Genomic DNA, 24,036 nt, shown 5'->3' with positions numbered 1-24,036 from the left:
CGTTAGTCGCCCATACCGAAAGACTCTACAAACGCCTCAACAAAGCGTTGAGGGGATTGGGTATCCATATTGAAATACAAACTCGGCTCAATAAGCTCAATTTCAATCACAACGTATTCATCTTGATAGCGCAATAAATCAATACGCGCATATAATGCGTCGTCTGGCATAGCAGCCATAGTATGGCGCGCCTGAGTCAACATCTCTTCATCTGGCTCAACAGTTTGCATACTGCCACCGTGTTCCTCTTGCACCCTAAAATCTCCCTGCTGGGGGGATTTTAAAATGGTATGGCTGTAATGCCCATTAAAGTAAAATAACGAGTACTCACCTTGGGTTACCACGGCTTCAATAAAGGGCTGTACCATAAGAGCCCGATCGGTAAAGACCGATTTTAAGTCTTTTGCTTGGGCAAGCAATTGTTCGCGATCAAGCATGTAGGTGTAATCTGCATTAGCGCTTACCGTCGGTTTAACCACCAATCGCTCACAACTAAAATGCTCAAAACCTGCGCTGACTGCTGACAAGTCAAACGTTTCCAGCCAGAGAGTCGGTACAATACTGATCCCTTGACTAGCAATATCTTTTAAATATTCTTTGCTTATATTCCACGTCAGTAATCGCAAGCTATTAGCAAGTACTGCTGTCGACTCGTCGATACGCCGCAGGCATTGCATAAAGCCTTTGGCATGCTGTTGATAGTCCCAAGTGCTGCGCACAACTACTACGTCGTATGTGTTCCAATCCACATTTTTGTTATGCCAAGAAACCGTCTCGACTAACCAACCGACTTGCTTCAAAGGCTCATACAGCAACTCATCATAAACAAAGTAACCTTCAAGGTTATCGGTAGATAAAAAAGCACAGCGTTTCATAGGTTAATTGACCTTCACGTAAATAATAGGTTCTTATCGTGTTGGCTTGATTCATCTCTCAAGTACACCGATAAGGCTCAAAACAGATTTTTGGCTACATGGAAAAGCTCAGCCGTTTTTAAAGTAATACCTGAATAACTTTAGGTATCGTACTTGGCTCACTAACACTGACGGTTTTATGTCGATTTAGCTGTCCTTTGAGAATCGTGACCTTGGACTTTGCCACTGCGCATTGTTTGGCGAGATATTTGATTAAATGGGCATTGGCTTTGCCATCGATAGGCGGCGCCGTAATGGCAACTTTAAGTTCATCCCCATGCAAACCTATAATTTCATCTCGAGAGGCTTTGGGTTGTAAATATACACGTAACTGCAAGTTACCATCGGCTAACACGGCTGCCTTGGCTGCTGATTTTGACGTGCTGTTAGGTACGAGTGGAATTGTCACTGTTTATCCTTGGGATGACGTTTAGAAGCAGTCGTCATATGACGGCGATGACGCCTCTGTTCGCGTTTGATTTGTTGGCGTTTTCGATCTTTCATTACCGCGTATACGATACCAACCAGCATACCCACAAATACCACAACCAACGCAATACCAATCCACTGGCAGAGCACTGGATAAGCACAAGGTAAACCAATTTGAATGGCTGAATCTTCCATATGTACACTTTAACATGCAAATTAAGAACGAAAATAGACGAGGGTCAAGATTATGCTCGCATACTGCGAGCATCTAGGAGTGTTGTGTCATCAATAATCGATGCATGGCAAGTCTAGAAGGGGTTTTGACTATATCCCTGAGCCGCAAAAATAGCGTGGGCAGTCATCGCAGATAGTGCCATATCTACTCCTTCAATCATGTCTTGATTAGTTATGTTATTAAATGCAGCAGATTGCCCACATAAGACTAGCTTAACGTTATTTTTCAGCAATTTAGAAATTAGCTCATGGCTAGGGTTTTCTTTGCCATATTTAGCCTTGTACGCCTTGGCATTTAACATTTCATTGCTAGCACTACCATGCACAACTATCGCTAAATGAATATCTTTAGCTGGCACACCATTTGCCGCATGCATATTAAGAAAACGCGCCACGGAATCAAAACTGCGATTAAGTGTGCCATCTTTACCGGCTTGACTTACATCGAATACGACTTTGAGAACGGCGCCTTTCTCAAGCATCATGTCTTGCTGCACCGGCGCATGTTTGCCATAGCCAAATATAACCGGACCATCAGCAAATTCTGCCGCCATAACCTTACTTCCCATCGTGCTAAGCAGTATTAAAAAACTCACCAACGTTAATATTTTCATTTTTATTTCCTTTGCTATTTTTCTCATGCTTGCTGCATGTTAGTGCGCTAAATCAGCTTCTCGAATCACTTTAAAGTCTGAATCCATTTTCCACTTCGGCCAGTCTCTTGAATTAGCAAGTGTTTCGGTAATGTCGACCATTAATTCAATATCCTGTTCGACACCGCCTAGCGACCAATCAGCTGAAAAATCATCTTCGGCCTTGTGATATCGATGGGCAATATAATCAGGATCCGTATCGCCCAAGCTCATAAATAACAAACTTGGCACACCGCGTTTCGCCATTGAGAAATGATCAGAGCGGAAAAATAAACCATTTTGTGGACGCGGATCTAACTTCACCTGGCGATGTTGCACCTTAGCAGCCCGCACAAGGTAATCTTCCATTTCAGATAAACCGTCACCGTATTGCAGAATATAATCCACTTTATCTAGCACGTTCATGCCATCAATATTAACCAGAGCCACCATATTTTTGGTAGGGATAATTTCACCTTTTGAAAATTGTTCAGAGCCAATTAAGCCGGTTTCTTCCGCAGTGAAATTAATAAATAAAATCGAACGTTCAAATGGCTTCACTTTGTGTTTCGCCATTAAAACACGTGCCATCTCCAACGTACCACCAACACCAGAGGCATTATCTACAGCCCCGTTATAAATGATGTCGCCGCTTGGAGTGTGCTTAGTACCAAAATGATCCCAGTGAGCCCCTACCAATACATATTCATCTGGGTATTTACTACCTTCTATTTTCGCCACAACATTGTGTGATGTTGCGCGACTGATAGTATTTTTTAGCGTTAGGTTTGCACTTTGCTGCAGAGTAACAGGGGTAAAATCAGCTTGCAGTGCTTGTTTTTTAAGTTGCTGATAATTAAGACCTGATTGTTTGAATATTTGCTCGGTCGCGGCCAATTGCAACCAACCCATAATAGGTAACTTCGATTTATTTTGCTGACTGTCTACCAATGTATATTTGCTACCCGTGTTCGAGCTTTCTACCACACTCCATGGATAAGCCGCCGCTGCAGTTTCGTGCACGATCAACACGGCTTTCGCCCCTTGACGAGCAGCTTCTTCATATTTGTACGTCCAGCGACCGTAATAGGTCATTGCGTTACCGGTAAATAATGTAGCATCTTGCGTTGCAAACCCTGGGTCATTCACCAATACAATAACTGTTTTACCTGATACATCGATATCAGCGTAGTCATTCCATTGATATTCAGGGGCATTAATGCCGTAACCAACAAACACCAAGGATGAATCATCGAGTGTTATTTGTGGACTGATTTGCTCTGTACGAGCGGTAAAGTCACTGCCCGAGACAAAAGATAAATCGCCAATTTGCAATGTCATGTCTTGATTTGGCGTAATTTGCGCCATGGGTACGGCTTGTAAATACCGGTTTAAAGACGACACTGGGCCATTATTTGGGTTAGCGCCTTGCAATCCCATGGCTTGATATTGCTCAGCCAAATAATTTATCGTTAGCTGCTCTCCTTCGGTCAAAGGCCCTCGCCCTTGAAACGTGTCCGATGCTAACGTTTCAATATGCTTAGCGACACTAGGCAGGTTGACGACAGATGTTTTCTGTTCTGCACTGGTGGGCATGCCGCTTAATGCCAAGACAAGTAATGCAATGGATTTAACATAATTGTAAAATTGATAAGGTAGATTTGAACTAAACATAATAGGGTCTCGGTATAAAGTTAGTAACTCACTATGGAAACTTTCTTAGTTTCGCATACTTAAGACGTTAATTTCACTCAATTTTACGCTTAGTTACGAGACTATATGTCAGCAAAAAAACCAATAAGAGAATAGGAAAAATAACGGTTAATCGATATACTCACGTCTGTTTACAATTGGATACACTCACTGAGTGATACGTTCGATTACTATGTACGTATAACAACCAAATATAATAATAATTAAACACACAAATAAGGTTTTCCCCCCTAATGAACAATAGATGGAAGAAAGTTCTATTCCCCGCTCTTGCTCTTGTCGCCGGTTTTGGCACCATGACATTGATTGAAGTTAGTGCATCAGAAGATGAGAAAAAAGAGATAGTCGATACACGCCCGACCGTTACGGTTGAAACTGCTCACGCTGAAGACTATCAAGTTGTTATTGCCAACTACGGTGAAGTACAACCCCTTGAACGCACAATGATTTCATCGCAAGTATCTGGTGAAGTCGTCAGTTGGCATGCTAATTTTGTTGCTGGTGGCTTAGTATTGCGTGGCAGCACCTTATTTAGCATTGAGAAAGACACATATGAAGCTGCTCTTCTACAAGCCCAAGCCAACGTTAGCTTAGCCCAAGCACAACTAATAGAAGAAAAAGCCCGAGGCGATGTAGCCAAGCAAGAAGCCAAAAGCATTCCTAACAGTCAAGTTTCTGATCTGTATTTGCGCAAACCACAGTTACTCAGTGCTGAAGCAAACTTAAAGTCAGCTCAAGCAGGTTTAAAAATCGCTCAGCGCGACTTAGATAACTGTGCGGTCATAGCGCCATATGATGCCCTAGTCGTTAGCCGTAATATTGGCGTTGGTCAATTTATAGTCCAAGGCACCACAGTAGGTGAAATTTATAGTGTCGAAGCAGCAGAAGTTATCTTTCCTATTGCCGGTTTTGATCGTGAGTTTTTACCTGACAATTTAGCCGATAAAGAAGCACAAATTACCACCAATGGTTATAACCCCATTAAGCGTACAGGCCTTATTTCTCGGGATTTAGGCGTGGTTGATCAAGCCACTCGTATGAGTCAATTGGTGGTACGTGTTAATGACCCTTACAGCTTAAAGAGTAATTTACCCGCCCTTAAATTTGGTAATTACGTACAAGTGAGCTTTTCTGGTCGCACCCTTGACCACATATATCGCTTACCTCAAGCATTGGTCAATAACCAAACTGTATGGGTGATGGATAAAGACAGCAAATTACAGCCCAAAAAAGTCGAAATATTACGTGAAGAAGGTGAATTTTTACTGATCAGTAAAGGCATCTCCGACAATGACAACATCGTCACTACGCTACCTGAGTATCCGCAAATGGGTATGGAAGTGAAAGTGGTGAACGTTGCGGTTGCTAATGAGCCTCTAGCTCAGCAAGCGAACTAGGAGTCGACATGTCAACTGAAGATGAAACACCACGTCCGCACGTGCCACACGAAGAACCAAATCTAGAAAACGGTAAAGTGCCCAAGCAAACGGGGCTTATTGCGTTTTTCACTAACAACTCGGTGGCCGCTAATTTAATGATGATTTTTATCATCATCATGGGCCTGTTTAGTTATTTTACTATTCAACGCCAAATGTTTCCGAACATTGAAATTAATTATATTAATATCAATGCTGTATACCGTGGTGCCTCTCCCCAAGAAATTGAAGAAAGTATTCTGATTAAAATTGAGGAGTCATTAAAAGACATTACAGAGATTAAAAAAGCCACATCCAGAGCTTTTCGTGGCTCGGGACGAGTCACCCTCGAGATCCAAAAAGACAAGAAGCTCACGGATGTACTCGACAAGGTCAAAGCACGTGTTGACAGTATTGCTACATTTCCAGCTGAGATGGAGCCACCGGATATTTCGCAAATAGAATTCCAGCAAGACGTCATTGAAATGTCTTTAGTAGGTGATTTGCCGATTACCCAGTTAAAACCTATAGCCAAGAAAATAGAAGATGAGCTATTACAGTTGTCAAATATTTCATTGGTCAGCGTGGATGCCCCAGAAGACGAAATATCCGTTGAAATCAAACCTGATATTCTACGCAAGTACAATTTAACCCTAACTGACGTATCTCAGGCTATTCGTAATTATTCCGCTAATATTTCCGCTGGTGAGTTACGTACTGATTCAGGCATAGTCGCCGTGCGCGTTGAAAACCAGTTATATAACGGTGACGAGTTCCGCCATATTCCTGTCAAAATAAGTGAGTCAGGGGCCAAAGTTTTATTAGGCGACGTAGCGATCATTGAAGACGGTTTCGTCGAAGGTCAGCGATATTATAAATACTCAGGCGTAAACGCTATTTATATGTCGGTTAAGGCAACAAAAGACCAGAGCACTATTCCCGTATCAAAAACGGTCAAAGACTATATTGAGATGCGCAACAAAACATTGCCCACAGGTCTTCAACTGAAAGTACTGGTCGACATGACATACTACCTAAACAGCCGCTTAGACATGATGCTCAAAAATCTAGTTCAAGGCGCGTTTTTGGTTGCCTTGATGCTAACGATATTTTTGCGCTTTAGATTGGCTTTCTGGGTAATGCTTGGTTTACCCGTGTGTTTCTTAGGCGCGATTATGATGATGCCAATATTTGGCGTCACCATTAATATTTTGTCTTTGTTCGCATTTATTATGGTGCTGGGGATAGTGGTGGACGACGCCATTGTCATCGGCGAGAGTGCTTACAGCGAAATAGAAGAATCAGGCGGCGGTGCCGAAAGCGTTATCCGCGGTGCCAAACGGGTAGCAACGCCTGCTACGTTTGGAGTGCTGACTACGATTGCAGTATTTGCTCCAGCGTTATTTTCGACCGGCCCAGAGGGTCAATTTTTCTATGTAATTGCCTGCGTCGTTATCTTGTGTCTAGTGTTTAGCTTAATTGAATCAAAACTGATTTTACCGGCGCATTTAGCTCACATGAAATTCACCCCGATTAAAGAACATAGTTGGCGAGCCCGTTTTAATAAGCGCTTCTTCGGCTTTGTAAACGGCAAATATAAGCGTTTCGTTGAAAAATGTACCGAATGGCGCTGGTTTGTGTTCTGTATTTTTATCGCGGTATTAATGATCAGTTGGGGTCTGGTATCAGCTAATTATGTACGCATGATCCCCTCCCCTAAAGTGCCTCATGATTTCCCAGGTATCACTTTTGAGATGAACGAAAACGTGTCTGACGAAGCGGTCATCAATGCACTAATTTCTATTGAAAGTATGGTACTTGACGTAGACAAGCAGATTGTTGACGAATTCGGTAGCACCATGATGCGCGATATCATGGTGTTCAACCGCGGACGTACAGAGGGCCGAGTACAAGTACCTTTAGTGGACGAAGATGATCGTCATTTTGACGCATTTGAATTAGCCAGACGTTGGCGCGAACAGTTACCTGATATTCCTGGAATGAAGTCGATTACCATTATCGATGACATCAATGGAGGTGGAAACGATGACGGTGAATTTGGCTTTATGCTATTTGGCAGTGATATCAATACCCTTAATGCCGCAGGCCGTGAATTTATCTCGATGTTGCAGCAAACCAACGGCCTATTTGATATTAGCTCTACGATCGATCCCGCAAGTAAAGAAATACAAATGGAGCTACTCCCCGTCGCTTATGATTTAGGTTTGAATTTAGCCGAAATCGCACGCCAAGTAGGTGCAAGTTTCTACGGTGGTGAAGCCCAACGAGTGATTCGTGGTGGCGATGAAGTGCGCGTTATGGTGCGCTACCCCAAAGTTACCCGTGAACGTTTTGCAGAGCTAAAATACGCTGTGATTACGACCCCAACAGGTAAAGAGGTCATGCTTGGGGACGTCGTTAGCTTAACGGAGAAACCGGGCATTAACTATATTCGCCGAGAAGGCGGTTACCGTAGCGTATATGTGTTTGGTTCAATTGACGAAGAAGAAGTGGAACCGAATGCGGTTATCGAAAAGGTTGAAAAGGAATTACTCCCTCAACTTAAAGATAAATTCCCTGGGGTAAAAACCGAACTTGGCGGCACAATCGAAGAACAACAGGCGCAGCAAAGTCAGCAAATGATGTTCTTGGTGGCCGGCTTGATTATGGTTTATATCCTACTCGCCGCGCCGCTTAAAAGTTATGGCCAACCACTGATTATTATGTCGGTCATTCCCTTTAGTTTGACGGGTGCAATTTGGGGTCATTTCATTTTTGGTATCGATTTAAGCATGATGTCGACCTTCGGCATTATCGCCGCCGCAGGGGTTGTGATAAACGACAGTCTAGTTATGACCGATTTTGTTAATCAGCAACGTGCAATGGGCGTGCGCCTTAAAGACTCAGTTATCAATGCAGGGTGCGCACGATTCAGGGCTATCACCCTGACATCGATCACCACGTTCGCAGGGGTATTGCCTATTATGTTCGAAACCAGTCTACAGGCTAAATTCGTTATTCCGATGGCGGTAGCTTTAGGCTTTGCGGTTATGTATGCCACCCTCGTGACGTTGGTTCTAGTACCGTGTTTATATTTGATACTCGAAGATATAAAAGCCATGTTTATAGCAATCTTTAGTGCCATTGCTCGCCTCATAAGCCGCAATAATAAAAGCAACAGGCCAGCCACATAATGTAATGGTAAGTCCAACCAGTTAAAAAGCGCCTTTTGGCGCTTTTTTTACAAAGAAATAATAGATACTTAAATAATTTCCCCCTTAACCGATACACTTACCAACATAGACTTTAGTAGATGATAGCGAGCCTAAAATAACGTATATTCTTTACCCACAGAACGATGTGGTCTTTATAACAGGCTGTTATTAAACACATATAAAAATGAAACGTCATACTTAAGGCAACAACCTTGAGAGCTCCATTTCTGATTTCAGTGCACAAGCTGAATGAGTGGGTAAAATAAGAACGTGAACGAAAAAAAAATAATAAACATATTTTATATCGGCGACTGGCAAGTCACCCCGACGACCAACTGTGTCCGCGCGGGCGATATTGTTAAGCAACTAGAACCCAAAGCGATGGACGTTCTACTGTTACTTTGTCAACAACGCCATGAGTATGGCGCCGAGCAAGTTCTCAGTGCAGATGTTATTGCCGACAAGTGTTGGGGAAACGACATTGGTGATAATCCAGTACATAAAGCCATTACCCAGTTACGCAAAGCTTTTGACGACAAACCCAGCGCCCCAAAATATATAGAGACCATACGTAAACGGGGCTACCGTATCGTCGCCGAGCTAGACTTCCCTTTAGAAGACGTAACAAGTTCGAAACCCAAGTTGCAAAAAACCTGGCAAGGGGGGTCGCCCTTTCCAGGTTTAAGCGCATTTGAAACAAATGAAAGTGATGTATTCTTTGGTCGAAATGAACAAATTACTACCTTGCTGTCTCGTGTATCAACATTGGTCAGTGCAAAGCGCGCTTTTTGTTTAATTCTCGGTCCCAGTGGCAGCGGCAAATCCTCGTTAGTCAATGCAGGCTTGCTTGCTAGGCTGAACCGCAGAAATGGCTACGACGGCATCGGTGTGGTCAGTTATACCAGCCTTGATTTCGCGGATGTCAGCCAATCCCGCTTATTTATGGACTTAGCCTCAGCGCTGCTCGACTGGGACGTGAACGATTGCCCCGTATTCGATGGCCTAAGCGCAGACGCGCTCGCGGTCACCTTGCAAACTAATTGTCAGCACGTTATCGCGTTGTGTACAAAAGCCATAGCGTCACTAAAAGAACGACCTGAGGGTCAACAAGCGCAACATGCAAACCCTCAGTTTTTTCTATTTATCGACCGATTAGAAGTATTGCTTTCATCACCCGCCTTCACAATTGATGAACGCACTCTGTTTTTGGCAACGATTGATACACTGGCCACATCAGGTTGTATATTGATATTTAGCGCCTGTCGTAATGATTTTTACCCGTTAGTCGTCACGTACCCAACCTTGATGGCAGGTAAAGAGCAAGGTGCGCATTTCGATTTACTTCCCCCGACCCCCAGTGAGTTGAGTCAAATGATTCGCTTGCCTGCCCAGGCAGCAAATTTGAGCTGGACGGTTGAGCCAAATAGCACGTCCCCCCTTGATGAAGTGTTATGTTATGAAGCGGCCAATCATCCAGATGCCTTGCCGATGTTGCAGTACACCTTGCAAGAGCTATATGAACAACGCAGTGATGATAACGAAATGCTGTACTCAGTTTATCGTAAGCTGGGCGGAATAGAGGGTGCCATCGGCAAAAAAGCGGAACAGATCTATCTTCAATTATCCACTGAACAACAAGCTCAACTAGAATTTATACTGTCATTGCTCGTCACGCTCAACCCAGACGGCGAAACTATCACGAGTCGGGCCGCACGTTGGTCACAACTCGACGACAACCCATTAAAACATTCAAGCCAACATCAATTTGTACAAGCCATGGTAGAAAGTCGCTTGTTCGTATCGCATCTGCAAAATGGTGAGCCTTGCTTTAGCTTGGCACATGAAGCATTGCTACGGAAATGGGCCAGAGCAGCGAAATGGATAAGCGACCATAGAGAAGGATTACAAATCAAAAGTCGCTTGCAGCAATTAGCAGGGCGCTGGCAATTTGAGGATAAAAACAAAGCCTATTTACTCGCAGAAGGTAAGCCTTTGCAGGAAGCCTTAAGCTTGCAACGCAGCTTAGTATTTACGCTTGAAGAAAATGAGCACTCGCTTATAAGGGCATCGCAAAAAAGCGGGAATATTAAACGCTGGTTAAAGCGCACCACAGTGACGTTACTGTGTGTACTCACCTTCACGGCTCTTTTTATGAGCGTTAAAAGCCAACAAGCAGAAAGCTTAGCCCAGCAAAAACGTTTAGAAGCCGAGAGCTTATTAGGGTTTATGGTAGGGGAATTTGCCGATAAATTGCGTAGCGTAAAACGCATGGATTTGCTCGATGGTATTAGCAACAAAGCCTTGGAATATTTCAGTCAACAGGATGAAGACAATGGAGCATCGTCGGTATTTTCATTTACAGATCCCGAACAGAATTTTAAGACCCGTTTTCAGCATGCTCAAACTTTGGGTGCTATGGGAGAGGTTGCTTATTCACGCAATAAAAATGACGAAGCTCAGCAAGGATTCACGTCTGCTAAGGTCATACTAGAGACGTTGTTCAAAGAAAAACCAGAGAATACCGAACTATTAAAAACCCTAGGCGCAAACGCATTTTGGTTAGGACAATTAGCCTCAGATAAAGCTGAGTTTACTGTGGCAAAACCTTATTTTGAATCATACCTGAAGTATAGCCAGCTAATGAACGAGCTGGCATTAGAGGACAAAGAAGCGTCAGAGGCCAAACTCGAATTATCTTATGCGTATTTAGCTATTGGGGCCATTAACAGTAAAGTACAGGATCACAATGCAGCACAAGAAGCATTTGAAAGAGCTTTAGCTATTCAATATCAGTTAGTCAAAGACGTCCCCCAGACTGATATTTCTCATTTGAAGATCGCAAATACACTTGAATGGCTAGCGGAAACTGAAGAGCAATTAGGAGACCTAAGACAATCCGTTCGCTCCCGTGAAAAAGTACAAAATATTATCACTAATTTATTAGTTTCTCACAGCGGCAATGGTAACTTAATCGAAAGCCTTGCTTATTCCTACTTGAATAATGCTAATGTATTGTATTATCTAGGGCAGTATACAGCAGCAAATCAAGCTGCTTTGTCCTCTAAAGCGAACCTAGACACGCTGTTACTTCAAGACCCCTCAAATGAACTGTGGCAACTCGACTTGCTCGGCGCTCATGTTTTTAATAGCTACTTAACGACTTTAATTCACCATCGTGCTTCAACTCAAAGTATTTCGTGGTCTGACTTTCAAAGAATATTAGCGAGAGCTGAAAGATTCTATTCATCAATTCCCATTATTATTAAGAGCTATCAGCTTAAGAGTGATTGGGATTTAGCCTACCGTGCAATTACGTTAGCTAAATCAAAATTACAACAATTATTGATTGAACATCCCTCAAACCAGCTACTTCTGAGCGCCCTAAGCAATGTTTATTTACTAGAAGCAAAACAAAAATTGCAGACACAAAGTCAGGCAGGCAGCCTATCTACAACCAATACGAATAAACTAGAAGCCTGTAAGCGGGCAATTACCTTGTTGCAACCCATTGTGACTGATAACAGTAGTTACGAGGTGCTGCTACCTTATGTACAAGCTCACGAATGTTTAAGAAAGCTAGATAAAGTCGGACATTTCGTCGAAAAATTAGCTCTGATGCAGATAAAAAACTATAACTTCTAGTACAACCATCAACCTATAAAGGAAGACACATGTTTCCCCAAATAAAAAAAATAAAAACAAGAGTCAATGCCATAAAAGGCGCAAAGCCGGTCGTTGAGTTTTTCATTCATGAGCAAAAAAGCTGGAATGAGGAAGTGGTGCTCGATTTTAGTCGCTCAGGCATGGCGCTTTTCACCTTAGATACTGATGATAAAGAAGATCCTTATATCTTCTTTGGAGCCTTGCAAAAAACTGAAGATGGCTGCAATCCGGATACCAATTGGGATTTTATGATCAACGGTGCCGGCAATATCATCTGTTTTAACAATGATTGTAAAAGCCCACAAAATATCTCAGTTAGACTGACGTTGATTCAACGAGGCGACGATGATTTCAAAAACGCCATCGTCAGCGCTGATCCTATGATTAAAAATCGCCCCACTTAAATTCCAAAGTAGCGGCAATCCATCATATAGCAGCTTCGTCAGTCGAAGCTGCGTATTGCCGAATAAAAGCGCCGGACATTTCACAATATACGCTTTTTTTCGCTCAATTGAATATGGCGCAACGCCAGTGCATTTCGTCTAGGTTTTATACTCATACCAACTCCAGTAAATAATTAACCACTCAGCGAAAACTTAAAAGAACTTAATCAAGGCGCTTGAATGAAGTAATAGCGGTGCTCTTTCAAGTTCGAGCAACACAGAGTAGGTCCTTTTAAAATTTGCCCGAAGGGAATTCCCCAGCGGGTTCTGTACTACGTTATCGGTATTTAAAAGGGAACAACCATTACTGCACACCGACGCCTTGTTCAAAACGCGCTGGATGAATTCTGAGAGGGCAATTATTTATTGGAATTGGTATCACGATGCAGAATCGTTAAAATATCTTCGCCTATGCATTCACTCGTTCAGGTCTTTACGCTATCGTAGTGTAAAACACGCAGCAAGATAAAAGTGATGCCCCTTCCAACAGAAAAGAAAACTTGGTTAGCCGCCGCGTTAACGATTATTAATGCAGATTTTAATCGCTCATCTGACACCCATTTAATCAAAGTCGACTTACCATGCTTTGTTGATGTGTCACTGTATCTCAAGGATGAATCCACCCATCCCACTGGGAGCCTTAAACACCGCTTGGCGCGTTCGCTGTTTTTATATGGCTTGTGTAATGGGGTCATCAATCAAAATACAACTATTGTTGAGTCATCATCCGGCAGTACGGCTATTTCTGAAGCCTATTTTGCTCGCCTACTCGGCTTGCGATTTATCGCCGTTGTCCCCAAAAGCACCGCCAGTGAAAAAATCAAACAAATTGAATTTTATGGTGGTGAGTGTTTTAAAGTTGAACCACACGATCTGTACGCTAAGGCTCAGCAACTCGCCGACGAATTAAATGGCCACTACATGGACCAATTTACGTACGCAGAGCGAGCAACCGATTGGCGAGGTAACAGCAATATTGCCGAAAGCATTTTTGATCAAATGGCGCTGGAATCACATAAAATACCTAGCTGGATAGTAGTCAGTGCAGGCACTGGGGGCACATCAGCCACCATTGGTCGCTATTTGCGCTATAACCCCGCATTGCATTTAAAAACCCAGTTAGCCGTAGTCGACCCCGACAATTCAGTCTTTTTCGATTACTACCGAGACCGTAATAGGGAGCTCACCAACAAAAAAGGCTCGCGCATCGAAGGTATAGGTCGTCCTCGGGTTGAACCCTCATTCTTACCCGACGTTGTTGACCATATGATTCAGGTACCGGATGCGGCGTCTATTGCGACCATTCGTTGGCTAGAAAAGATTCTTGGACGCAAATGCGGTGGCTCAACCGGCACCAACGTTTATGGCGCCTTGCAACTTATCGCACAGATGATAAAAAATAAGCAACAAGGCAGCGTGGTCAGCATGATCTGTGATTCGGGGGAGCGCTATCTAAATAGCTATTACAACGACGAGTGGGTCACACAACAACAATTGGATTTAGCGCCTTATACTCAGCAACTAGAAAATTTTATGCTAACAGGGGAAATGTAGTACTTATAAGGGCGCTGGTCGTTCTGTCTAACGGCTATTAGCTTTCCCCTACCCTCATACGATGGTAACTCACAGCAACAACCGACATTTTTATATGGCGGTTAGGGTAAAACAAGCAGTTAAAAAAATGGCCCCTACCAATTTTATTGATAGGGGCCATTTTTATTCGCACTCCCGCTGAGGGCGATGAAGCATTCGTTTATACTTCTACCTCGTCGTCGTTTAACGATACGACTTTGGTTTTGCTAATTTTATGGCGATAAATTTCACGCAAGTATTTGATTGATTTTTTCACGCTCTCTCGTGTTAATCGAATATCATTTATCGAGACAAACTTGTCTTTTTCACGAATAAGTTCACGGTACTTTTTCTCGTACATTGGCTTAATAGCGTACCAATTAGTATCGAGAATTTTCGCGGGGTTTTCGAATTCTTCAAGCATCAGATCCAGCGCGGCTTCATCAAACACTTCGGCGCGGATAAATTCAAGCATGGCTTGATCAAGTTTTTCATCGAAACGATAATTGTCTTTGGCGAAGCAGCGCTTAATATAGGCCACAATTAAGGTCAAAAAGTCGTCACTCAAACAGGGACTTTTTGCAATTAGCGTGGTTAGCGATATATTCGCCGAAGCACCAATAACCAATGCATAGCGTTTTAGCGTAGTGTTAGGGAACAGCGCATTAAGATGTGATTTCAAGCGATTTAAATCCATGTAAGAAAGCTTGTAATCTTTTGGCAATGAGATGATGGACACAACTGAAGAGCAATTCTTGAAGAAATGCAGATCTTTTAGATGTTTCGCATCATAGCCACTTTTTAGATATTCACTTAATCGCTCTCTGTAGCGAGACGATTCAATGGGTAACAGACTTATTCCTTCGATTGCTTGTGTTATCTTATTGAAATGAGGCAAATCGATTGAGCGGAAGAACAGGTCATCGATATCTAAATCATTCCCGCCCCTATCAAGAATTTTAATTCTATCTACGTTCGAAACGTTTTCAACCGGCACGACCGACTCAGCATAAGCCAAAGCAACAGGCCCAGCTAAGCTCATAAACAAATCGTTGGCATCTAAGCGTATCGTTTCACCTATATCAATACCTGCACGGCGGAAGTAATTCTCGTCGTAGTCAGTAGTGACCGCTTGTGCAGTTAGAATGTTGAATATTTGCTGAGAAATATACTGATTGGCGTGCTTTTCCATTGCGTTAACGTCTATATGCTGAATACCGCTGTCGTCAGTTTCTTCCGCATAGCGCATAATATCGTTAGAGATCAACATCATGGCATTCCAGGGGCGAATACGATGCATGGCGCTGGCATCACTGCTGTCTTCTTTATCGAAGTTATAGGAGAAATCCCATTCTTCAGCCATGTACTTACATAACAACCGACCTGCGTTGATATGTAAGGCTTCTGACATCTCAACACCATGATCAGAAATATTGGGCAATATACAAATACCACTGGTGAAAATGGGCTCAAACACAAAAGAATGTCCGCGATTATCTTCGGTTTCACTGAGCACTCTAGTCTCAAATGTTTTGCTCATGTAGGCGTACTGCTGAGCCAGACCAAATTCAGATGCCATACCTGACCCGGTGCCGCCCCCCGCACTAAAGATATAAAAGTACAACCGAGATTGGTTTGCTTTAATACCACATGAATCAATTAGATATGAGTGGATATTCTTCCATTCTTTATTAGCAAAACGCTGGGTGTCTTTGTTGAGTATAATTCTGGCTAAGTACTGACCGAGAATAGGCGCATTACCTGCTCCACCAGCATGTACCTCAGACAAATCCATGATTTTCATCTTCGTGTATTCTTGTAGAAAACTGGCCTTTTCGCCCTTGTTTGAAAAGCGCACGCGGCCCTCGATATCTTTATCAAGATCGCCCAACATGACCAAAGGCTCTATCAAAAAAACTGGCTTTACATCTTGACCGCTCGACAAGTGTAAACCGCGTTTTATCCAGCGCATCGGACGATATTCTTGCTCTCGGGATTGGCGCTCTTCGTTTTCAAATTCATTCAGGTAGAAATTGCGAGCGTTATACACCAGTGATGCCACATCAAGAGCGATATTAGAACCACAACGCCCTAATCCAATTAAGCAAACTGACGGGAAGTTCTGTTGCTTACCCGCCTCAAGTTCGTTATCAAGGTTGTCTATGGGGAATACGCTACTGCGAAGAGCATCAATGTTCGCGAGAATCTTTTCTAAATCTTGTTCAGTGAAGTACATATAACGTTCATTAGCGAAGGAAGTGCTTATGGAAGACTTAACCGCCTTGTCTACTTCAGTACTTTCTGTACTTTGCGGTGAGATTTCTTCAATTGTCGACTCATCCTTCTGTATATTTTCGGTCATAGCGCACTTCCTGTTTCCGTAAGACTGATCAGCCTTTGAATTAGTTAGAATAATAATGTTTTACGTCGTTCTTTATATTTAAGTAGTCTGTCTATACTCAAATTGCAAGGCTACTACAGATCCAATTATCTAACTGAAACAATACCTTATCACTACATTCGAGTGGCAGCTAAGGCTTCAATGTACCTTGACTCAACCTCCACTTAGTTATCCGATTTCATAACAAGGTATAAATTTCCCTGTTCAGGTATTTAGTCAACCGAAAATAATGCGTTTATCTTGTCAAAATTAACGCTTCTCGTGCAATAACATTACGCTAAATGTCCCTATAAAAAGCGTATTTATTATCAATAGCGTCGTTACTCTCTTTAAATGAGCGCAGAAAAAAATTATTTATAGTGATTAAAAAATCAATTAAATCATAATGTTAAAATCAGAAGGTTAGCGGAAGGTAATAATGCCCAGTGTTATATAAAGTATTAACGTCGATTAACGCATTACCAACACATTGGGTCATCGGTAGGTAACAACAGTCTCACTACCCTCGACACAAAAGGAGCTAACATGAAAACGTTTCTACTATTACACATCGCCTTACTTTGTACTTTGGGTTACGTCAGCCAGAGCATCTTTTTTGATACCATAGGGGATGTGGTGTTTACCATAGCCAGCGTAATATGCGTACCGATTGTCAGTGCCTATGCATTGAAATGCTATTTCAGCTTTTCCTCAATGCGTCACCGTAATCATAGAACTCTCTAAGCAAATGTCTATTTCCCTTAGCGTAGTTATTGAGGTGTTTTCAGTATCCATAGCAACAAAGTTACTTAACTTAGAAAGAAAGAGCCCTCACGTTTGAAGTGAAGGCTCTTTTACAGAAACAATTAGTGCGCTATGCACGCTTTGCCATTGCTAAATGTTAATTAAAAACATCGATGGGAACTTGCTTGTCCAATAACTGAGATTGTGACAAGAGATGCCCGTTGATCATCGTCATATTTACCTTCGTCGTATTGGCAATATCGTCTAAAGGACTCGCCTCCAAAAACACGATATCTGCTAGTTTGCCCGCTTCCAATGTCCCGGCATTTAAACCGAGCGTTTTTGCTGGCACTGCAGTAGCTGAGCGCAATGCTTGAAACGGTGTTAACCCAGCTTCAGTGACATAAAAGTCTATTTCTGCATGAAGATTTAGCGCCATCACCAAGTCAGTACCAGCTGTAATCGTTGTACCTTTATCAAATAGCGCTTTTAAAGTAGTAGCCATTTTCTTGAGGGATGCTTGATACTCGGCAGGAAACTCCCGAGGATGCTTGATTCCTTTTTGTGCCCAACTGGGGTAAAGGCTTAAACGCGGATCATTAACCAACTCAGGATTTCTAACTAGATAACCGTTAATCGCACCAAAAATAGTCGGTGTAATCACCTTATCGATGAGCTGTGTGGCATCATCAAATGCATGACCATGGATGTGTTTTAAGCTATATCCTCTGCGGCTTGTCGCGCCTAAGTGCTCGATATTATCTACGCCAATAGCTGACGATGGATATACTTCATGTGAGGATACCGGTACTCCCATATCATGATGAGCGAAACCCACTACTTTTTTCTGCTGAGCATCAGGTAACCGTACGTAGCTTTTTAGGTGGTCATATTTCAGTGCTTTAGCTCTACCTAGCTCTTTTTCTAAATGGGCAGGACCTGAAATGGCGATTCCCATTTTATAATATACTCGTTGCCACTCCATCAAGTGTCCTGTCGTATATATTCTTGGACCGACTCTAACACCAGCTTCACTGGCTTCGCGGTCCTCAACACCATGGTAAGGCTGGTTACCTAAGTCGCGCACTGTGGTGACGCCATACGCTAACCAAGCTCGATGTGCAGACTGGCCTAAATCCTTTTGTGGGTGCACATGACTTTCTATCATGCCAGGCATAGCTACTAGGTTAGAAGCATCATAAAACTTTGAGGCTTTATGATTTTGCGGATTATGAGGGACGATTTCGGTAATTAAATTACCGTCGATAATAATATCAACATTCTTCTGTATGCGGTCGTTCTCACCATCAAATAAGCCGCCAACATGCACAACCAAACGTTCGTCAGGCTTATCCATCTTATAAGTAAGGGGCATCTCTATGGTAGAAATTTCGCCACTTAACACATTAACAGTTTTAAGTTTATCTTCTGACTGAAACAGCATTGTTGTGGAGTCACCAGCCCAGCTAGGGGAGTGGGCAATTTCATTGGTGATACTTCGAGGTGGGCCTAAAGGCTTTCCTTCTAAAGATACCGGCCATACATGTAAGGTTCCGCCATAAATAGCAGCCATTTTTTTACCGTCTGGTGACCAAACGGGTCCGGCTCCACCACGGGTATCAATTGACATATTCAGCTCAGGCGAATACCACTTATCACTTTGCGAGCCGTCAGCAGCGACCACGTAAACCTGATTAGTCCCTTCGCGAAAACTATGTGAAAAAGAAGACGTTCCGGCAATCGCCACTCGTTTGCTATCTGCCGACCAAGTCGGTTTCCCTGGTTGTTTCAACGAGGGCGTTAGCGTCGTAATTTTGCCACTTGCAACGTCAACCACAGCCAAGCCTGCAACGCCCCACATACCATCAACGTTCAGATAAGCGATACGTTTTCCATCTGGCGACCACGTTGCTTCAAGAGGTTGAGTCGTAATATTTGTTAACTGACGTTCTTTTCCCGTTGCTATTTCTCGAGTCCATAACTGCATCATATCTCCGCCTTGATCAGATGAGTATACTAAATACTTACCATCAGGTGACCAAGATGGATCCGCTTGCATATAGTGGTCATCGGTTAAGTTTTCAGGCTCTTGACCAATGGTCATTAAATACAAATTACCTAAGGCAACAAAGGCCACTTTCTTACCGTCTGGTGAAAGTGCTGGCCTTACAACGCCCACAGCTGCATTTTCCTCAGCTGAACTAAAGTCACGTACGCTCCTAACATACTCCTCTTTGCCCGATTTCAACTTCGCACTAAAAGGGATGGTACTAATGGACTTACTCGTCAGCTGACCGCGTTTGATTTCGCCTTCTGCAACATAATAATACTGACCGTTTTTAGTCCAACTAGGTTGAAAAGGAAACACATCATCCTCACCACTGACAATTTTTTGATCGATCAAAAGCTGCATTTTGTGCCCATTACTTCGACTATACGCCAACTTACCGGAGGGGCTCCAAGACGGGTTATTAATCACAGCCGTATCCGTCAAAATGAGCTTTTCATTTAGATCCCTTATATCAGTGCTCCAAAGCCCATACTGCTTGTCTCGCATACTGGTATACGTTATCTCTTTGCCGTTTGCTGACCAAGTAGGCATGCGATTTTCATATATATCATCGGTTATAGCAGTAAGCTCACCACTGGCCATATTCAAGGTCCAAATGTTATAGCTGGTATATGTCCCTTTCCGGTCCGAGGCGAAGGCGATTTTGCTGCCATCTGGTGACCATACGGGCTCTCTATCGTCATACGGCCCCCATGTTAATTGCTGTCGATTGCTGCCATCCGGCTCAATAGACCAAAGATCGTAGCCTCCGTCTATAAACGCAAAATACGCCAATGTTTTGCCATCCGGTGACCAAGTTGGCTGATGCGCATCATCAAATACATCTGTTATCTTAGTCGCTTCCCCACCTTCACTGGACAGCGTCCACAAGCTGCCCTGTAAATCAATCGCTAACCATTTACCATCGGGGGATACTGATACTGACATAGCAGTACCTTGGTTAACCGTAAGATTTTTATAATGAATTTGCGGCTTACTTTGTTCTTTTGCCCAGGCCGCATTAGCATTGATTAATAACAATCCAGCTAATATCGCCTTAGAAAGAATTTGTTTCATTTGATGTCCTATTTAGCATGCATAAAAAGTGCTTACTGGTAACCAGTAAGCACGATAAAAACCTAAAATTTCTTTTCTAAACTCGCGTAAACATAGCGTGAGAAAGGTAGATAAAGGTTTGCCAAATAATTACCTGAGGCATTTAAAGGAGGCTCTTTATCAAATATATTTCTCACACCAATTTCCGCGATGACACCATCTAAGATTGATTCATCGAGCTGGTATTGTGCCGATGTATTCCAAGTAACAATCGAGGGAACTTCAAAGTCTAGGCCGCTAGCATATTTACCATCGAGTACACTGCCCGTGTATTGCGCAGACAAGCGGTAAATAAAATCCTCATAGTGCCAAATAAATCGGCTGCTGCCTTTCCACTCAGGTTTTTTACCACTACGCCCAACTTCATCTGCTGTGCCAATCACGATGTAAGCATCAAGTAAACCCGCGTCTTGGGCCGCTTTCGCGTCTTGCATTTCTTGTGTTAGTGCTTGCTTGAAGTTTAGTAATTTAGACACCGCGAAATTAAATGAAAATGAACCATATTCAGTTTTCGCAGAACTCCAATCAAAACTAAAATCTACTCCTCTCGCCTCAAGAGAATTGAGGTTAGCGTAATCGGTTTGCACATACTGAATTTCTCCTACTGCATCCAAACCCGTACCGCTAAACAGCGCGATATCATCACTACTCGGGTCAGCTCTAAATACGCGAGGATCTGTCGTACCTTGTTGTGTGCGTAGATACAGATCATGAATAATCACATCAAGTGTTGGCGTGACCCCAATTTGGTCATCAATTTGGATGCGCCAAGCATCTAGAGTGAACTTCATGTTGCCCCAATTATCGGGCAAAAACTGCGGTGTAAATACTCCCCCCACTGATACGTTTTCTGATGTTTCAGGCTCAAGATCGTCATTACCTTTCATATGCCACGTCACGTCATAAGATTTGGTGCACTGAGAATAACCACTAATTTGCTCAGCTCTTACTGCAGCCTCACAGTAAATGTAATCAGGGAAAGTAAGATACCGTGCCATCTCACCTGCATTTAGCACTTCAAGGTTAGGAGCTTTAAAGCCTTCAGACCAAGAGCCTCTAAACATCAAGTCGTCCGACACTGCCCATGCTAAAGCAACTTTTGGCGTCGAAATGTCACCCACATCACTATAGCTTTCATAACGAGCGGCCAATTGCATATCTAAAGACTGCATTAGCGGAATATTAAAATCTTCGGCAATTAGCGGTACTGCAAACTCTAGATAAGCTGTTTTAACGTTTCGACTACCGTATGAATCTGGCGTGGGACTACTGCCAGCTAGGTCACTGTCATAAACAGTACCCGTATACCAATCGGTATAGGGTGCCGTGCCATCTAACAGTGGATCTCGATCATCCTTTAGTGACTCGTAACGCACTTCAATGCCAGCCGCAAAACCTAATTCACCTGCTGGTAAGTTTAGCAAGTCAGATTTATTGACTTTAAAATCCCAGGAAGCAAGTTCAGAGGTACTTTCTCGTTTAGTCCATACGGTAAAAGAGTCAATAACCGCCTGTGAATTAGCAGTGTCATCACCATAGCTTGGGTGGGTAAGTGAGCCACCAGCAAATGGATTATAAGCATCAGCAGTGGTACCGGAGAGTGCATCAACGATTTTCGATACACTATACCCTTCTGACTTATCTACCGATTTACCTTGGGAGTACAGCATGGCAGATTCCCATTCAAAATCGTTAATTGTCCAACCTTTCAAACCGACTAAGAATCGCGTCTGCATGTTATCGACATCCACTTCTCTCACACCTGCATCGGCAAATCTGTAATTACGCAATTGCACGACACTTCCCTCTTCGGATACGTTATCCAAATTGGCAATACGATTGGAGTTTAGCGAGCCATCAGCTAAATACATTGCTCCCAAAGGATTGTAATAAGCATCAGCAGGCACATAGACAGGTTGGTTTACAGAAAATAGACCCGCTCCGGTCACATATTCAGTTTTTGCTTTATACAAAGATAATTCACCAAATAGTTCCAAATCAGCCATCAACTGATAGGTAAAATTAGTAAATACATTAAACCGGTCTACCTTGGGCGTGAGGTAAGTATTTTCCTTAGACGCATCATATTTATAATCACCCGTCGCGGAGCCTGAAACAAAGCACGTGCCTTGTGAAGACTGGGTAATACAATTTTGTGAATCACCGGTTTCGGTATGAAAATACCCTGCGGAGCTAGTAAGGGCATTCCCATTCTGAAAAATCTGACCGGGGGCGATATAGTTGCCCCATGGGGTATACGTACTACGTCGGTCAAGTGCCGCACTTCCTTGAAGATCGGTACCATTTAAAAAATCTCTATGATCACTCGTTGCGGTATACCATTGATCCGAGGTGTATTGAGGCTCTCTATGTGACAAATTATACATAACTGACACATTGCCTCGACCGCTGTCAAAATCACTCCCCCAATAACCTGTCAGTTCTGTATCTGAGCGTTCAGTGCCGGGGGCAGCGCCATATTTTAGTTTGACGCCCGCGCCGTTAATCTCTTTATTTGTGACTATATTCACGACGCCAGCAATGGCATCCGAGCCGTAAATTGCCGCAGCACCATCTAGCAACACTTCAACACGATCCAAGCCGTACATCGGGATGGCATTGGTGTTAAACGTGGTTGTGGACATACTGTTGTCTACGGTCGAAGTGGTCGGGTGAATAACTGATCGACGGCCGTTAACCAATAGTAACGTGTTAGAAGCACCTAGATTCTTGAGGTTGAGCGAGCCCATATCACCTCGCGCAGCATTACTGCTGCCGGGTATCCATGACTCGTTCCATGTCATATCCCCCATTTGCGGCATACTTCTGATCAATTCATTGCCGTCACTGGCACCGATGGCATCAATTGCATCTTGGTCAAATACAGCGACGGGTAATGCCGCCTCAGTGCGTAAGTTACCAATTTTGGAACCCACCACCGAGATTGTTTCAAGTTGTTGTTCGTTTCTATTTATTAACGTGTCTTTTGCAGACTCATTACTGCTTGTCGCCACTGACGTCCTTGCTTTTTTTGCGGACGTCAGTAGAGACTTTCCCAATGATTGGCTTCCGTCAAGCTCAGAAATAGCCACGGTGTCATCACCGATAATGGTGTAGGTAAGACCGGTATTGTCCAATAGTGTACTCAGAGCATCAGACGTCACCTTCTGGCCGACGATGCCACTTATATTGACCCCTTCAATAATATTTGTTTGAACGGCTAATTGCACACCTGACTGCTTTGAAAATGCTAAAAGCGCCGCATTCAAAGGCTGAGCTGGAATATTAAATTCTATCGATTTATCTAATTCACTAGCATCCACTGCGAACACTAAGGCTGGAATCAACGCACTAACCACAATGGAGAGTCTTGTATTGAGTTTCCCTTTTCTTTGTTTTCGCATGTTATGTTCCACCGTTTTAATTATTTTGATTTATTGGGTAAGCAGATGTCATTTAACTTCAAAATTAAATAACACCTGCCTACCTAGACGGAAGAACGGACAAGATCGGAAC

At 43.1% G+C, this 24,036-nt stretch carries 14 protein-coding genes; 6 read left to right on the top strand and 8 right to left on the bottom strand.

Annotated elements, in window-relative coordinates; translation table 11 throughout:
* Nucleotides 1–2: 2 nt before the first annotated feature.
* From GQS54_RS00465 to GQS54_RS00445, 5 genes are all read right to left on the bottom strand, one after another.
* Nucleotides 3–875 carry a hypothetical protein gene (locus GQS54_RS00465; RefSeq protein ID WP_166422047.1) on the bottom strand — a complete coding sequence of 291 codons (873 nt, stop codon included), beginning with the start codon at nt 873–875 and terminating at the stop codon, nt 3–5.
* A gap of 118 nt (nt 876–993) precedes the next feature.
* Entirely contained in the window at nt 994–1,269 is a 276-nt protein-coding gene (gene yggU, locus GQS54_RS00460) for a DUF167 family protein YggU (protein ID WP_166422416.1), read from the bottom strand.
* 50 nt (nt 1,270–1,319) lie between these two features.
* Complete coding sequence (locus GQS54_RS00455) at nt 1,320–1,538, bottom strand: hypothetical protein (RefSeq protein WP_166421977.1); 219 nt, start codon at nt 1,536–1,538, stop codon at nt 1,320–1,322.
* A gap of 113 nt (nt 1,539–1,651) precedes the next feature.
* The gene (locus GQS54_RS00450; protein WP_240919785.1) at nt 1,652–2,191 is read right to left on the bottom strand and encodes a DsrE family protein; all 540 of its coding nucleotides are present in this window, start codon (nt 2,189–2,191) and stop codon (nt 1,652–1,654) included.
* A gap of 39 nt (nt 2,192–2,230) precedes the next feature.
* Nucleotides 2,231–3,883, bottom strand: a complete 1,653-nt coding sequence (locus GQS54_RS00445; protein ID WP_166422046.1) for a M28 family metallopeptidase — start codon at nt 3,881–3,883, stop codon at nt 2,231–2,233.
* Nucleotides 3,884–4,155: 272 nt separating this feature from the next.
* Here GQS54_RS00445 and GQS54_RS00440 point away from each other — a divergent pair, with 272 nt between their 5' ends.
* From GQS54_RS00440 to GQS54_RS00420, 5 genes are all read left to right on the top strand, one after another.
* Nucleotides 4,156–5,319, top strand: a complete 1,164-nt coding sequence (locus GQS54_RS00440; protein WP_166422045.1) for an efflux RND transporter periplasmic adaptor subunit — start codon at nt 4,156–4,158, stop codon at nt 5,317–5,319.
* Nucleotides 5,320–5,327: 8 nt separating this feature from the next.
* A complete protein-coding gene (locus tag GQS54_RS00435; protein WP_205967565.1) occupies nt 5,328–8,531 on the top strand; it encodes an efflux RND transporter permease subunit in 3,204 nt (1,067 codons plus the stop codon).
* A 291-nt stretch (nt 8,532–8,822) separates the two neighbouring features.
* Nucleotides 8,823–12,194: a winged helix-turn-helix domain-containing protein gene (locus GQS54_RS00430; protein ID WP_346766539.1), complete on the top strand. Its 3,372-nt coding sequence runs from the start codon at nt 8,823–8,825 to the stop codon at nt 12,192–12,194.
* A 29-nt stretch (nt 12,195–12,223) separates the two neighbouring features.
* Nucleotides 12,224–12,619 carry a DP-EP family protein gene (locus tag GQS54_RS00425; RefSeq protein WP_166422044.1) on the top strand — a complete coding sequence of 132 codons (396 nt, stop codon included), beginning with the start codon at nt 12,224–12,226 and terminating at the stop codon, nt 12,617–12,619.
* 513 nt (nt 12,620–13,132) lie between these two features.
* Nucleotides 13,133–14,212, top strand: coding sequence for a PLP-dependent cysteine synthase family protein (locus GQS54_RS00420; RefSeq protein WP_166422043.1), 1,080 nt, complete (start codon nt 13,133–13,135; stop codon nt 14,210–14,212).
* Nucleotides 14,213–14,411: 199 nt separating this feature from the next.
* Here GQS54_RS00420 and GQS54_RS00415 read toward each other — a convergent pair whose 3' ends face one another.
* Entirely contained in the window at nt 14,412–16,592 is a 2,181-nt protein-coding gene (locus tag GQS54_RS00415) for a hypothetical protein (RefSeq protein WP_166422042.1), read from the bottom strand.
* Between the two features lie 564 nt (nt 16,593–17,156).
* On the opposite strand from GQS54_RS00415, the gene GQS54_RS00410 reads away from it, so the two are divergent.
* Nucleotides 17,157–17,354: a hypothetical protein gene (locus GQS54_RS00410; RefSeq protein ID WP_166422041.1), complete on the top strand. Its 198-nt coding sequence runs from the start codon at nt 17,157–17,159 to the stop codon at nt 17,352–17,354.
* Between the two features lie 157 nt (nt 17,355–17,511).
* Here the strand turns inward: GQS54_RS00410 and GQS54_RS00405 are convergent, their stop codons facing one another.
* Together GQS54_RS00405 and GQS54_RS00400 are read right to left on the bottom strand one after the other, a co-directional pair.
* Nucleotides 17,512–20,481: an LpqB family beta-propeller domain-containing protein gene (locus GQS54_RS00405; protein WP_166422040.1), complete on the bottom strand. Its 2,970-nt coding sequence runs from the start codon at nt 20,479–20,481 to the stop codon at nt 17,512–17,514.
* A gap of 62 nt (nt 20,482–20,543) precedes the next feature.
* Nucleotides 20,544–23,924 (bottom strand): TonB-dependent receptor, encoded by a 3,381-nt coding sequence (locus GQS54_RS00400; RefSeq protein WP_166422039.1) that lies wholly within the window; start codon nt 23,922–23,924, stop codon nt 20,544–20,546.
* Between the last annotated feature and the right edge of the window lie 112 nt (nt 23,925–24,036).

Source organism: Paraglaciecola sp. 20A4 (assembly GCF_011378905.1).
GTDB lineage: Bacteria > Pseudomonadota > Gammaproteobacteria > Enterobacterales > Alteromonadaceae > Paraglaciecola.
Note: the sequence above shows the minus strand (reverse complement) of the source record. Positions and strands in the feature narration are given on the sequence as shown.